The sequence below is a fragment of the Streptosporangium sandarakinum genome, assembly GCF_050942225.1.
Lineage (GTDB): Bacteria > Actinomycetota > Actinomycetes > Streptosporangiales > Streptosporangiaceae > Streptosporangium > Streptosporangium nondiastaticum.
This window is the reverse complement of sequence record NZ_CP192034.1, coordinates 7,273,938-7,287,583: the sequence shown is the minus strand read 5'-3', so window position 1 is coordinate 7,287,583 and position 13,646 is coordinate 7,273,938. Positions and strand designations below refer to the sequence as shown.

Annotated in this window: 12 protein-coding genes; all 12 read right to left on the bottom strand. The window is 72.5% G+C overall.

The features are described 5' to 3' along the window. Positions 1 to 3: 3 nt before the first annotated feature. Positions 4 to 1,023: an alpha/beta fold hydrolase gene (locus ACQP10_RS33315; protein WP_433540324.1), complete on the bottom strand. Its 1,020-nt coding sequence runs from the start codon at positions 1,021 to 1,023 to the stop codon at positions 4 to 6. 21 nt (positions 1,024 to 1,044) lie between these two features. Then, positions 1,045 to 2,379: an MFS transporter gene (locus ACQP10_RS33310; protein WP_179825464.1), complete on the bottom strand. Its 1,335-nt coding sequence runs from the start codon at positions 2,377 to 2,379 to the stop codon at positions 1,045 to 1,047. Between the two features lie 346 nt (positions 2,380 to 2,725). After that, entirely contained in the window at positions 2,726 to 4,663 is a 1,938-nt protein-coding gene (locus ACQP10_RS33305) for a helix-turn-helix domain-containing protein (RefSeq protein WP_346018971.1), read from the bottom strand. A 142-nt stretch (positions 4,664 to 4,805) separates the two neighbouring features. Then, positions 4,806 to 5,549: a 3-hydroxybutyrate dehydrogenase gene (locus tag ACQP10_RS33300; RefSeq protein WP_386151265.1), complete on the bottom strand. Its 744-nt coding sequence runs from the start codon at positions 5,547 to 5,549 to the stop codon at positions 4,806 to 4,808. Positions 5,550 to 5,661: 112 nt separating this feature from the next. Further along, entirely contained in the window at positions 5,662 to 6,048 is a 387-nt protein-coding gene (locus ACQP10_RS33295) for a tautomerase family protein (protein ID WP_189246511.1), read from the bottom strand. A gap of 100 nt (positions 6,049 to 6,148) precedes the next feature. Beyond that, the gene (locus ACQP10_RS33290; protein WP_346018973.1) at positions 6,149 to 7,540 is read right to left on the bottom strand and encodes a class II fumarate hydratase; all 1,392 of its coding nucleotides are present in this window, start codon (positions 7,538 to 7,540) and stop codon (positions 6,149 to 6,151) included. Positions 7,541 to 7,661: 121 nt separating this feature from the next. After that, on the bottom strand, positions 7,662 to 8,078 hold the full coding sequence (locus ACQP10_RS33285; RefSeq protein WP_179825454.1) for a VOC family protein: 417 nt from the start codon (positions 8,076 to 8,078) through the stop codon (positions 7,662 to 7,664). Positions 8,079 to 8,171: 93 nt separating this feature from the next. Beyond that, positions 8,172 to 8,468 carry a hypothetical protein gene (locus tag ACQP10_RS33280; RefSeq protein WP_433540323.1) on the bottom strand — a complete coding sequence of 99 codons (297 nt, stop codon included), beginning with the start codon at positions 8,466 to 8,468 and terminating at the stop codon, positions 8,172 to 8,174. Continuing rightward, positions 8,465 to 9,817, bottom strand: a complete 1,353-nt coding sequence (locus ACQP10_RS33275) for a protein kinase domain-containing protein (RefSeq protein WP_433540322.1) — start codon at positions 9,815 to 9,817, stop codon at positions 8,465 to 8,467. Before ACQP10_RS33275 ends, ACQP10_RS33280 begins: the two co-directional genes overlap by 4 nt. A 35-nt stretch (positions 9,818 to 9,852) precedes the next feature. Next, positions 9,853 to 11,013, bottom strand: coding sequence for a serine/threonine-protein kinase (locus ACQP10_RS33270; protein WP_346018975.1), 1,161 nt, complete (start codon positions 11,011 to 11,013; stop codon positions 9,853 to 9,855). A 223-nt stretch (positions 11,014 to 11,236) separates the two neighbouring features. Beyond that, complete coding sequence (locus tag ACQP10_RS33265; RefSeq protein ID WP_433540321.1) at positions 11,237 to 11,665, bottom strand: TIGR03668 family PPOX class F420-dependent oxidoreductase; 429 nt, start codon at positions 11,663 to 11,665, stop codon at positions 11,237 to 11,239. Between the two features lie 28 nt (positions 11,666 to 11,693). After that, complete coding sequence (locus ACQP10_RS33260) at positions 11,694 to 13,346, bottom strand: fumarate hydratase (protein ID WP_346018977.1); 1,653 nt, start codon at positions 13,344 to 13,346, stop codon at positions 11,694 to 11,696. Between the last annotated feature and the right edge of the window lie 300 nt (positions 13,347 to 13,646).

Here is a 13,646-nt window from a genome sequence, read left to right as displayed (position 1 = left end):
CTCTCAGCTCCGCTTCAGGTGGTCGGCGAGGGCGGCGCGGAACTCCTCGGGCCGCTCGACGTGCGGGCTGTGCCCGCAGTCGAGGACGACCTCGGTGAAGTTCCCGTACCGCCGCAGCACGGTCCTCGTCTGGGTCACCATCGGCTGGGCCGGGGTGCCGGGGGACCCGGGGACGATTCCGAGGGCGCCCAGGTGGGCGAGGTCGAGCATCGAGGTGTCGGAGACGATCACGTCGGAGTCGCCCCTGACCCACAGGACCGGCGGCTTGGGGTCGACGGTGTCCAGGTCGTCCAGCCGCAGGTACGTGGGGGCCATGGTGTTGAGCACCCCGCGGTGGCCGGGGGCCGTCCCGGGCCAGGCGTCCGAGGGGACCGCGTCGCCCGGGTAGTTGTCCTCGCCGATCCTCGTGGTGAGCATCGACTCGACGAAGACGTCCTCGTCCGCGGGGTCGAGCACCGTGCCGGGCTTGACGTACGTGGCGCGCAGCACGCTCCGCGGCGACAGGGGCGAGTCGGCCGTCCGGTCGCCGGCGGCCAGCAGCCGCACGAACTCGGGGTTGGCCGTCCCCCCGCCGCCGCCCGCCCCGTCGGGGTGGTTCAGCGTGCCGTCCGGCCCGTGCGTGCCGCCGAAGCCGTACGGCGAGACCGGGTTGACCAGCGTCACGCTCCGCACGGCCGAGGGCCGGTCGCGCAGCGCCTGCAGCACGACCCCGCCGCCCATGCTCCACCCCACCAGGTGCACGCCGGACAGGTCGAGGGCGTCGACGAGCGCGAGGACGTCGTCGGAGAAGTCCCGCAGGCCGCGGGTGGCGTCGATCGGCGCCGGGTCGCTCTCGCCGAAGCCGCGCAGGTCCACCGCGAGCGGCCGGTAGCCACCGGGCAGGGCGAGCATCGTCTCCCGCCAGAAGACGGAGCTCGACACGTTGCCGTGGACGAACAGCACCGGTTCGCCTTCGGCCACCCCGGTCGTCAGGACGTTCTGGGTGATCCGGGCGGTGGGCACCCGCCGGCTCTCGATGTGCATCTGGTGATCTCCGATATGGGTTCAGCGGACGGTCGGGGCGGAGGCGGTGTCGCCCTCGGCGCGCACGGTGGCCAGGTCGCGGTCCTTGGTCTCCCGGGCGACGAAGACGGTGATCAGGGTGACCACGGCGGCGAAGAGCACGTACAGCATGATCGGCAGGGCGGAGCCGTACTGCTGCAGCAGGGCCACCGCGATCAGCGGGGCGACGCCGCCGGCGATGATCGAGGCGAGCTGCGCGCCGACCGACACGCCCGAGTAGCGCATCCGGGTGGCGAACAGCTCGGAGAAGAACGCGGCCTGCGGGCCGTACATCGCGCCGTGCAGGATCAGGCCGACCGTGACCGCCAGGGTGACCGCGAAGAAGTTCTTGGTGTCGATCAGCGGGAAGAAGGCGAAGGCCCACACGCCCACCCCGGCCGCGCCGAGCAGGTAGACCGGGCGCCGGCCCAGCCTGTCGGACAGCGCGCCCCACATCGGGATCGAGAAGAAGTGGATGGCCGAGCCGATGAGCACCGCGTTGAGCACCATGGGCTTGTCCAGCTTCGCCGCCTCGGTGGCGTACACCAGCACGAACGCGGTGATCACATAGTAGGAGACGTTCTCCGCGAAGCGGGCGCCGATCGCGATGAGGACGTCGCGCCAGTGGTAGCGGAACACATCGGCCATGGGCATGCGCTTGACGGGCTTGTGCTCGGCGTTGGCGACCGCCTGCTGGAAGATCGGCGACTCGCTGATGGACAGGCGGATCCACAGGCCGATCAGCACCAGGACGCCGGACAGCAGGAACGGGATGCGCCAGCCCCAGCTGTTGAACGCCTCGTCGCTCTGGAACGCGGCCAGCACCGCGAGCACCGCGGTGGCCAGCAGGTTGCCGCCGGGGGCGCCGGACTGCGGCCAGGAGGCCCAGAACCCGCGCCGGTTCGGGTCGCCGTGCTCGGAGACGATGAGCACCGCGCCGCCCCACTCGCCGCCGAGGGCGAAGCCCTGGACCAGCCGCAGGGCGGTCAGCAGCAGCGGGGCCGCGGCGCCGACCGTCGCGTAGGTCGGCAGACAGCCGATCAGGAAGGTCGCGACGCCCATCATCAGCAGGCTGATGACCAGGAGCTTCTTGCGGCCGAGGAGGTCGCCGTAGTGGCCGAAGACGAGCGCGCCGAGCGGGCGGGCCACGAAGCCGACCGCGTAGGTCAGGAACGCCAGCAGGGTGCCGGTCAGCGGGTCGGACTTGGGGAAGAAGAGGGCGGGGAAGACCAGCGCGGCGGCGGATCCGTACAGAAAGTAGTCGTACCACTCGATCGTCGTGCCGATCAGGCTGGCGGCGACGATCTTGCCGATAGGGGTTCGGGTTTTTTCTGTCATCTCACTCACCAAAGGTTGCGCTGTTGGGGGGATGTCGGCTCACGGTACGTAGTGACCGGCGTCACTCCTATGGGTGCGGTCACCACAGCGGGAGGCGGGTGTATGTGGACACCCGGGATCGCGACACCTGGCGGGGTGGGCGGTAAGAGGGCTTACCGGATCGTGACCCGGACGCGAGGGGCGGCGGAGCCGAGCGGCGCGGACGGGCCGGCGAACGGCCACGGGTCAGGCGGATGGGCGGTCGCGGGCCGGTGGGCGGCCGTGGGCCGGTGAACGGTCGCGGGTCAGGCCGGTGGGCGGTCGCGGCTCCGGGCCGGTCGCCGGGACGCGGGAAAGGGCCGGCGGGTCAGCGGCTGAGGCGGTGGAGGCGCAGGGCGAGCTGGATCTCCAGGGCCCGGTCGGGGTCCTGCCAGCCCGCGCCGAGGAGCCGGCCGATCCGGTCCAGCCGCTGGGTGACGGTGTTGACGTGGATGTGCAGGGCCTCGGCGGTGCGCGACAGCGAGCCCCCGGCGGAGTAGTAGGCGGTGAGCGTGCGCTCCAGGGCGGTCCCCCGGCGCGCGTCGTAGGCGAGCACCGGGCCGAGGGTCGAGGCCAGGAACGCCTCGATGTCGTGCCCGTCGCCGACGAGCAGCCCGACGAAGCCCAGCTCGGCGGCGCTCGCGCCGTCCCCCGTGCGGCCCAGGGCGAGCAGCGCGTCGGCGCAGCGCTGCGCCTCGCGGTGGGCGGCGGCGATCGGCTCCGCGTCGCGCACCGGGCCGGCGGCGCCCGCGGTGGCCGGGTGCCCGAGGGACGCGCTCAGCTCGGACGCCACCCGCTTGGCCAGGGGGCCGGGCCGGTCGCCGGGGAGCAGCAACACCACCTCGTCGCCCCGCAGGGCCGCCAGGCCGCCCTTCAGCGTGGCCTGGGAGGAGGCCCAGAACGCGGCGCGCTCGCGTCCCCCGCCGTGGCGGACCACGATCACCACGTGGTCGGCGTTCAGGTCGACCCCGACCCGCCGGGCCCGCTGCGCCAGGCCGTCCAGGCCGGGTCGGGAGATCAGGTCGTCCAGCAGCTCGCCCCTGACCCGGCCCTCGGCCTCGGCCGCGGTGCGCCGCGACAGCAGCAGCAGCGCGGTGACCAGCGCGGCCCGTTCCAGGATGCGCTGGTCGGTGTCGGCCACCGGGCCCTCGTGCCGCAGCACCAGCGTGCACAGCGGCTCGCCGCCCACGTCCATCGAGGCGACCAGCAGGTTGCCCTTGCGGACCGTACGGCCCAGCGCCCGCGATGACCGCGCGGCCTCGGCGATGGCCTCCGCGGTGTTCCCGGCCGCCCGGCCGCCGCGCGCCGGGCCCTTCCCCGATCGGCTCGGCCGGCCCGATCCGTGCGCGTCCTCGCCCGGGTCCAGCGCGCCGAGGTCCCCGGTGATCGCCTGCCCGGTCTCGTCCAGGACGACCAGCGAGCCGCCGAGCACCTCGGTGACCACGGCGGCGACGTCCCTGACCCCGCCGCCGCGCAGCACCAGCCCGGCCATCCGGTCGTGTGCCAGCGCGGCCCGTTCCACCGCCTCGCCGTGCGCCTTGGCCTGCCGGCTGGCCTCGCTGAGCTCCTCCAGGGCGTTCCTGGTCTCCTGTAGCAGCCGGGCGTTGTCGATGGCCACCGCGGCGTGCGCGGCCAGCGAGCCGAGCAGCACCACCTCGTCCTGGGTGAACGGCCGCACGCTCCGGTTGGAGGCGAACAGCACGCCGATGACCCGCGCGCCGAGCTTCAGCGGCACGCCGAGGATGGCGACCAGGCCCTCGTCGTGGACGGCCTCGTCGATGTGCGCCCTGTGGTCGAACCGCTCGTCGGCGAAGTAGTCGGCCGTCGCGTACGGCGTGGCGGTCTGGGCGACCAGCCCGCCCAGCCCGGTGCCCATGGCCAGCCGCACGTTGCGGAACTTCGCCGACACCGAGCCGTCGGTCACCCGCATCCGGGTGTCGCCCCGCTCGGAGTCGATCAGCGTCATGTAGGCGACGTCGGTGCCCAGGAGCTGCCGGGCCCGGCGCACGATCGCCTCCAGCACGGCGTCGAGGTCGCGCAGCCCCGCCAGGTCGCTCGCCGTGTCGAACAGGGCGGCCAGCTCCGCCTCCCGCCGGGCCCGGCGGGACAGCTGCGCCCGCACCTTCAGCGCGGTGAGCTTGGCCTCCTCCAGCTCGGCGAGCGTGGCCGCGTCCGCCCCGGCGGCGCGGGCGGCCAGGATGGGCCCCTCGAACTCGACCGACGACGCTTCCCTGGCCAGCAGTTCGAGGAAGATCCCTGCGTTCATGCCCTCCATTGTCGCCGTACTTCCTGTCCATCCCGGTCTGTCCCGGAGGTTCCCGCCGCCGGGCGCGGGGAGCGGCCCGCCGGCCGTCCCCGCGCCGCGGGCGCGAGGTGGTGCCCGGCCCGCGCCCCGCGCGGGCCGGGGGTCAGTGGGCGGTCCAGCCGCCGTCGACGGGCAGGGACACCCCGGTGAGGAACGAGCCGTGCGGGCCGCAGAGGTAGGCGACCAGCTCGGCCACCTCCTCCGGCTCGATCAGCCGCTTGATCGCGGCCGGGGCCAGCATGATCCTCTCGATCACCTCGTCCCTGCCGATCCCGTGCGTCTCGGCCTGGGCGTCGATCTGCTTCTCGACCAGCGGCGTGCGGACGTAGCCGGGACACACACAGGTGGAGGTGACCCCGTGCGGGGCGCCCTCCAGGGCGATGACCTTCGACAGCCCCTCCAGCGCGTGCTTGGCCGTGACGTACGCCGCCTTGTACGGCGAGGCGCGCAGCCCGTGGATGGAGGAGATGTTGACGACGCGGCCCCAGCCGCGCTCGTACATCCCCGGCAGGACCGACCTCACCAGCAGGAAGGGGGCCTCGACCATGACCTTGAGGATCTTCGCGAAGACCTCCGGCGGGAAGTCCTCGATCGGCGCGACGTGCTGGAAGCCGGCGTTGTTGACCACGATGTCCGTACCCGGTGGGAGGGCGTCGGTGAAGTCCGGCGTCGACAGGTCCGCGACCACCGGCGTGCCGGAGACCTCCGCGGCCACCTTCGCGGTGGCCTCCGCGTCCATGTCGACCACCACCACGTGCGCCCCGGCGGCGGCCAGACGGTGCGCGCAGGCACGCCCGATCCCGCTGCCCGCTCCGGTCACCACGGCCTGGCGTCCTGTCAGGTCCATCATGCTGCCGAATCTAGGCAATCAGCCGAACACCGGCCCATGTACGCGGTCGCCATAGTCCCATGGTCGGCTATGTGTGCGGCGCGGGTCCCCCCGGGGCGCCGGGCGGCCCTCAGACGGTGACCGGGTAGGTCAGCGCCAGCTCGTCACCCGGCAGGCCCCGGATGCCCCAGTTGACCTGCGGCGCCTCCAGGATCACGATCTCCAGGTCCGCGGGTGGCAGGCCGAGGTCCTCCTGCGCCCTGGCGAACAGGGTGCGGATCAGGTCGCGCTTGGCCTGCGGGGAGCGGCCCTCGAAGCAGACGATCTCCACGATGAGGTACCGCTCGCTGCGCTGCGGGCAGACCATGTCCTCGGCGTCCAGCAGCAGGAACCGGTGGAACCGCTTGTCGGCGGGAAGCTTCCACGCCTCCGTCAGGCAGCCGTGGACGGTGTCGGAGAGCTCCCGGCGCCTGCCGGCCCAGACGTCGCGGCGGCCGTAGAACTTGACCTGTGCCATGGTCGATCCTCCTGCGGGGAGGCCCCGGACACGATCCGGGGCGGAATCGGGGACACCGAGTCTTCCACGGCGTCCCCCGGCCGCCGGTCGGGGAAGCGCGTCAGGACGGCCGCCGGGTCATGGACAGCACGTCCAGCAGGTCGTCGAGCTGCTCCTCGGTGACGGCGCCGGAGGCGACGTGGCCGCGCTCGACGACGATCTCGCGGATCGTCCTGCGCTCGGCGAGGGCCTGCTTGGCGATCTTCGCCGCCTCCTCGTAGCCGACGTACCGGTTGAGGGGCGTGACGATCGACGGGGACGACTCGGCGTACTCGCGCAACCGGTCGGCGTTGGCCGTGACGCCCTGGACGCACCGGTCGGCCAGCAGCCGGGAGACGTTGGCCAGCAGCCGGATGGACTCCATGATGTTGCGGGCGATGACCGGCAGCATCACGTTGAGCTCGAAGTTGCCCGAGGCCCCGGCGAACGCGATCGCCGCGTCGTTCCCGATGACCTGCGCGGCGACCATGTGCGTCGCCTCGGGGAGCACCGGGTTGACCTTGCCCGGCATGATCGACGACCCCGGCTGGAGGTCGGGCAGGTTGATCTCGCCGAGACCCGCCCTGGGGCCGGAGCCCATCCACCGCAGGTCGTTGGCGATCTTGTTGAGCGAGACGGCGACCGTGCGGAGCTGCCCGGAGAGCTCCACGATCGCGTCCCGCGCGCCCTGGGCCTCGAAGTGGTCGGGAGCCTCGGAGAACGGCAGCCCGGTGGCCTCCCGGAGCTTCTCGATGACCTTGGGCGCGAAGCCGGGCGGGGTGTTGATCCCGGTGCCGACGGCCGTGCCGCCCAGCGGGAGCTGCGCCAGGTGCGGGATGGCGGAGCGCACCCGGGCGACGGCGTTGTCGATCTGGGTGGCGTACCCGCCGAACTCCTGGCCGAGGGTGACCGGCGTGGCGTCCATCAGGTGGGTGCGGCCGGACTTGACCACGTCCTCGAACTCCAGCGACTTGCTCCGCAGCGCGGTGGCCAGGTGCCGGAGTGAGGGGATCAGGTGGTAGGTCACCTCGGTCGCGGCGGCGACGTGGATGGAGGTGGGGAAGACGTCGTTGGACGACTGCGAGGCGTTGACGTGGTCGTTAGGATGGACCGGACGGCCCAGCCGCTCCTCGGCCAGGGTGGCGATCACCTCGTTGGCGTTCATGTTGGAGGAGGTGCCGGAGCCCGTCTGGAAGACGTCGATCGGGAACTCGGAGTCCCACTCGTTCTCGGCGACGTCGGTGGCGGCCTCGGCGATCGCCTGCGCCAGGTCCTTCTCCAGGACCCCCAGTTCGGCGTTGACCTCGGCGGCGACCGCCTTGATCAGGCCGAGGGCGGCGATGTGCGGGCTCTCCAGCCCCCGCCCGGATATCGGGAAGTTCTCCACCGCCCGCTGTGTCTGCGCCCGCCACTTCGCGTTCGCCGGAACCTGTACCTCGCCCATCGAGTCGTGCTCGATCCGGTATTCGGTCATGGGTACAGTCTGCGTCTTGCCGGATAAAGCCGGAATTCGACACCGGCCGGACGCGTCGCCCCGGCCCCGGGCCGGTCGGCGCCGCGCGGTCCACGCGGCGCCGTCCGACGGCGCCGCCGGGTCAGTCCTTCTTCAACTGCTGGAAGCGGATCATGTTGCCCGCCGGGTCGCGGAAGGCGCAGTCGCGGACGCCGTACGGCTGGTCGATCGGCTCCTGGAGCACCTCGGCGCCGGACGCGCGGACCTCCTCGAAGGTGGCGTCGCAGTCCGGGGTGGCGAAGACGACGGCGCGCAGCATGCCCTTGGCGAGCAGGTCGCCCAGCGCGGCGAGGTCCTCCGGGGCGGCGTTCGGGTCGGCGTTGACGGTCTCCAGGACGATGTTGACGTCCGGCTGCGACGGCGGGCCCATGGTCAGCCAGCGCGCGCCGCCGTACGCGACGTCGTTGCGCAGTTCGAGGCCGAGCGCGTCCCGGTAGAAGGCGAGCGCCTTGTCGCCGTCGTCAACGGTGATGTAGCAGTAGTGCAGGGTGAGTTCCATGCCGATCACGCTATGACCGGCGGCCCCTCCCGGGCTTCTCGATTCCTGACCGGTTCGGCGCGGCCCCCGCCGGAAACCGGCGGGGCCGGCGCGTCAGGTGCCCGCGAAGGCGGCCACCGCCATGATGATGATCACGATCAGCGCGACGGCCGCCACTCCGAGGAGGGCGATCAGGCCGACGCGGGTCCGGGGCGGCGTGGTGTTCTGCACGCCCTTGCCGCCCTGCCCGGCGATCGCGAACAGGTCGGTGCCCAGCCCGTGGGAGCGGAGCTGGTCGCCGGTGAGCCGGGTCCCCGGGGGCGTTCCGGGCTCCCACGCGGGCCGCGGCGCCTGCTCCCAGGGCGCTCCGGGCCTGCCGGGCTCGCCGTGCGCCTCGACGGGGGGCATCATGCGGGTTTCCGCGGCCTGGCCGCCCGCTTCCGGTTCCCCGGTCCCCGGCGGCGTCGGGGACGACCCCCGGGCCGGAGCCGCGGCCCCGGACCCGCCGGGTGCCTGGTTCCGGGCGCCGGGCGTCTGGATCCCGGCGGGCGGGCGGAAACCCCCGGCGGGCGGGCGACCACCACGGTCCGGTCGGCGTCGAACTCCTCGGCCTCACCGGGAGGCGTGCCCGCCGGGCCCCGCGGCGCCGGGGACGCGCCACCGGGCGCGGAAGGGGCGGACGAAGCGCCACCGGGCGCGGAGGGAGCGGACGACGAGGCGGGCCGGGAGGCCGGCAGGCCGTACGGCGGCGCTGAGGGGCGACCGGCCTTCGGCGCGGCGGACCCCGGCGGCTGCGGCGCCGGGGGCGTGGAAGGCCGGGACACCGGCCGTGGGTCCGGCGCGGAGGGGGTGGGCCGTGCCGCGAACGTGCCGGTGGAGGGGATCTCGTCCGACGCGGCGGGATGTCCGGCGCCCGGAGTCGTCACCGCCGGGCCCGCGGGGGCGTCGGCCACGGCGCGGAGCATCGCCATCGCCCTGCCCGGTTCGGGCCGCGCCCGGAAGTCGCGCTCCAGGAGCCGCTCCAGCACCGGCCGGAGCGGACCGGCCAGGACCGGCGGATCGACCTGGTCGCTCATCAGGGCGGCCAGGGTCTCCGACACCGAGGACCGCTCGTAGGCGGGCCTGCCCTCCACCGCGAAGTACAGCGTGGCGCCCAGGGACCACAGGTCGGACTCCGGGCCGGTGTGCTCGCCGCGCGCCCGCTCGGGCGGGGTGTATCCCGGCGAGCCGATGACCATGCCGGTGCTGGTGAGGCTGTCGTCGCCCTCGGCCTTGGCGATGCCGAAGTCGGTGAGCACGACCCGGCCGCTCTCGGTGAGCAGCACGTTGCCGGGCTTGACGTCGCGGTGCAGCACCCCCTGGGCGTGGGCGGCGCGCAGCGCCCCGAGGAGGTCGACGCCGATCTCGGCGACCAGCCGGGGCGGCAGCGGCCCCTCCTCCTCGATCACCTGCTCCAGGGAGCGGGCCTGCACCAGCTCCATGATGATCCACGGGCTGCCGTCCTCGTTGATCGCGTCGTGGACGGTGGCCACCGAGGGATGGCTGATGCGGGCGGCCGTACGGCCCTCACGGATCATGCGCTCCCGGAGCTCCGCGCGCTGCGCGTCGCTGAGACCGCGCTCCTGCCGGATCTCCTTGATCGCCACCTCGCGCCCGAGGGAGCGGTCGTAGGCCCGCCACACCGTGCCCATCGTGCCCCGGCCGATCGGAGCGATCAGCTCGTAGCGGTTCGCGAGCAGGCGCCTTTGCTGTTCCGGCATGAGAAGAAGATAGCGATTGTTGGTTGTAGATCGCTTTACCCGCGCTTGCGGAGCCTTTTCGGCCAGAGAAGGCGCGGCAGCATCAGCCTGATCATCGGCGTCAGGATCCGCCCGAACGGCTGCGGGGTGGGCGGCCGTTCCACCGGCTTGCGGTGCACGCCCTCGGCCGGGCGGCGGTGGCCCCGCATCGACCCCACCGGCGTCGGGGTCGGCGCGGCGGGGGCCTGGAACGGGCCAGGCGGCGGCACGAACGACGGGGGCGTGTTCTGCGGGGTGCCGACCCGGTGCAGCCCACGGTGCTGCGGGCGGCGGTTGAACGACGGCACCACGATCGTCGTGCCGTTCCGCTGCGGCCGGGGGACCGGCTCCTCCACCACCCCTCCGGCCGCCACCCGGGCGAGCATCAGCGAGGCGCGGACCGCGTCGAGCCGGGTCGCCGGGTCGATGGCGAGCAGGCCGCGCAGCACCGGGGTCAGCGGCCCGGCCTTCTCCATCGGGATCGGCTCGCCGCTGGTGAGCGCGGCCAGCGCGGCGGCCGCCGTACGGCGTCCGTGCAGGCCGCGCCCCTCGACGGCGGTGTAGAGGGTCGCGCCGAGCGACCACAGGTCGGCGGCCGGACTGGCCTTGGCGCCCAGGACGCGCTCGGGGGAGATGTATCCGGCCGAGCCGAGCACCATGCCCGCCTGGGTGATCGGCACGTCACCCTCCAGCGCGGCCAGGCCGAAGTCGGTGAGCACCGCCCGCTCGGGCGTCACCAGGACGTTGCTGGGCTTGACGTCGCGGTGCAGGATGCCCTTGGCGTGCACGGCGCGCAGCGCGCCGAGGACCTGCCGCCCGATCTCGGCGACCTGACGCGGGGGCAGCGGGCCGTGCTCCTGCAGGAGCTGCTCCAGCGACCTGGCGCGCAGCAGCTCCATCACGATCCAGGGACGCTCGTCCTCGGTCACCACGTCGTAGACCGTGATCACGGACGGGTGGGCGACCATCGCGGTGGCCCGCCCCTCACGCTCGGTCCTGGTGCACAGCTCGGCCCGGAGATCCTCGTCGAGGACCAGGGGCAGCCGCACCTCCTTGACCGCCACCTCACGGTCGAGCCATTCGTCGTGTGCGCGCCAGACGGTGCCCATGCCGCCGCGCCCGACCGGCTCCGCCAGCCGGTAGCGCGCTGCGAGAAGGTATCCGGAGGGCGCACGCATGATTGGCAGCTTACCGATTTGCGTATTGAGACCTGTAGACACCGGGCCGAAACTTCTTGCGATCTTCTGTCAGATTTTCGTACTCGTCATGGTCGATAAACACTCGGTGACCCCTGCCGCCCGTCCGGCTTCCTCGTTTCCCGTGTATTCGGACGCGCGTTCCCGCTTTCGGGGTGACGGCCATACCCGGCGCGCATGACGAGCGGCCTTGAAGGCGAGGTGCTCAGGACGGCCCTCCGCCCGCCGCGTAGGACCATCCCGACCAGCGGTCCACCTCGATGACCACCACCGGCCCCTCCGGCGGGCGGTCGCGGTACTGCGGGTAGCGCGCGGCGAGCCGGGCGAGGGCCCGCTCCCGCTCGGCGCCCTCGGCGGCGATCCGGGCCCGCCCGTCGGCGCGCGCCCACCACAGCCGCGACCAGTCGTCGTCGTAGTGGTCCGCCAGCAGGCACACCCGGTCGTTGGCCGCGATGTTGCGCAGCCGGCGCAGATCCACGGTGCGCTTGGGCTTGTGGTCGACGGCGAAGGCGATCACGTCGCCGTCGACCTCGAAGGTGACCGGCACGAGATGGGGCGTGCCGCCGGCGTCGGCGGTGGCCAGCCGGGCGACCCGGGCCGCCCGGAACCTCTCCCGTGCCTCGTCCGCGTCCATCGCCTCTCCCGCGCCCCGTGGGTGACGGTCAGCGGCGGCCGATGGACAGGACGGGGCCGGTCGTGTCGGCGAAGAAGTCCTCTCCCTTGTCGTCCACCACGATGAACGCGGGGAAGTCCTCGACCTCGATCCGCCAGACCGCCTCCATCCCGAGCTCGGGGTACTCCAGCACCTCGACCTTCCTGATGCAGTCCTGGGCGAGGCGGGCGGCCGGGCCGCCGATGGAGCCGAGGTAGAAGCCGCCGTGGGCCTTGCAGGCGTCGGTGACCTGCTTGGAGCGGTTGCCCTTGGCGAGCATGATCATGGAGCCGCCGGCGGCCTGGAAGCGCTCGACGTAGGAGTCCATCCGGCCGGCCGTGGTGGGGCCGAAGGAGCCGGAGGCGTAGCCCTCGGGGGTCTTGGCGGGGCCGGCGTAGTAGACCGCGTGGTCCTTCATGTACTGCGGCATCTCGCCGCCGGCGTCGAGCAGCTCGGCGATCTTGGCGTGCGCGATGTCGCGGGCCACGACCAGGGGGCCGGTCAGCGACAGGCGGGTCTTGACCGGGTACCTGGTCAGCTCGGCGAGGATCTCCGGCATCGGGCGGTTGAGGTCGACGCTCACCACGTCGTCGGAGAGCTGCTCGTCGGTGGTGTCCGGCAGGAACCGGGCGGGGTCGGTCTCCAGCTGCTCCAGGAAGATCCCCTCGGGGGTGATCTTGGCCAGGGCCTGGCGGTCGGCGCTGCAGGAGACCGCGATGGCGACCGGGCAGGAGGCGCCGTGTCGGGGGAGGCGGATGACGCGGACGTCGTGGCAGAAGTACTTGCCGCCGAACTGCGCGCCGATGCCCAGCTTCTGGGTCAGCTCGAAGACCTTGGCCTCCAGTTCGAGGTCGCGGAAGCCGTGGCCGTTGGGGGAGCCCTCGGTGGGGATGGTGTCGAGGTAGCGGGCGCTGGCGTACTTGGCGGTCTTCAGCGCGAACTCCGCGGAGGTGCCGCCGACGACGATCGCCAGGTGGTACGGCGGGCACGCGGCCGTGCCGAGGGAGCGGATCTTCTCCTCCAGGAAGGCGAGCATCCGCTTCTCGTTGAGGACGGCCTTGGTCTCCTGGTACAGGAACGACTTGTTGGCGCTGCCGCCGCCCTTGGCCATGAACAGCAGCTTGTACTCGTCGGGGTGGCCGTGCGGGTCCTCGGCGTACAGCTCGATCTGGGCCGGGAGGTTGGAGCCGGTGTTCTTCTCCTCCCACATGGTCAGCGGGGCCATCTGGGAGTAGCGCAGGTTGAGCCGGGTGTAGGCGTCGTACACGCCGCGCGAGACGTGCTCGGCGTCGGCACCGTCGGTGAGCACGTGGCGGCCGCGCTTGCCCATCACGATCGCGGTGCCGGTGTCCTGGCACATCGGCAACACCCCGCCGGCCGCGATCGAGGCGTTCTTCAGCAGGTCGAGGGCGACGAAGCGGTCGTTGCCGCTGGACTCGGGGTCATCGATGATCTTGCGGAGCTGGGCGAGGTGGGACGGCCGCAGGTAGTGGGAGATGTCGTGGATCGCCGTCTCGGTCAGCAGCCGCAGCGCCTCGGGATCGACCTCCAGGAACCTGCGGCCCGCGGCCTCGACCACGCGCACCCCCTCGGTGCTGATCAACCGGTACGGGGTCTCGTCCGGTCCCAGGGGGAGCAGGTCGGTGTAGTCGAACTCGGGCATCGTCTTTGATCCTCCGTGCCGCGTGGCTGCTTCCGGTGCCCCTAGAGGGTAAGCCCTCGCGTCGGGCGCTCCGCCGGGTGGCCGGGCGACGCGAAAGGAAATAAGCCCTTTAATGAGTCATTAGCGATGTATGACGTCTATTGTCACTGAATGTCCGAAAAACCGAGGGAAACTAGGAGATGAGGCCGGGTTGGGATCCCGGTGGAAGCCGAGGGCTGTGACCATGACTACCGAACACATCATCATGCTCGCGATTGTTGCGTTCATCATCGTCGTCAGCCTCGCCGTGTCGCTGATCGC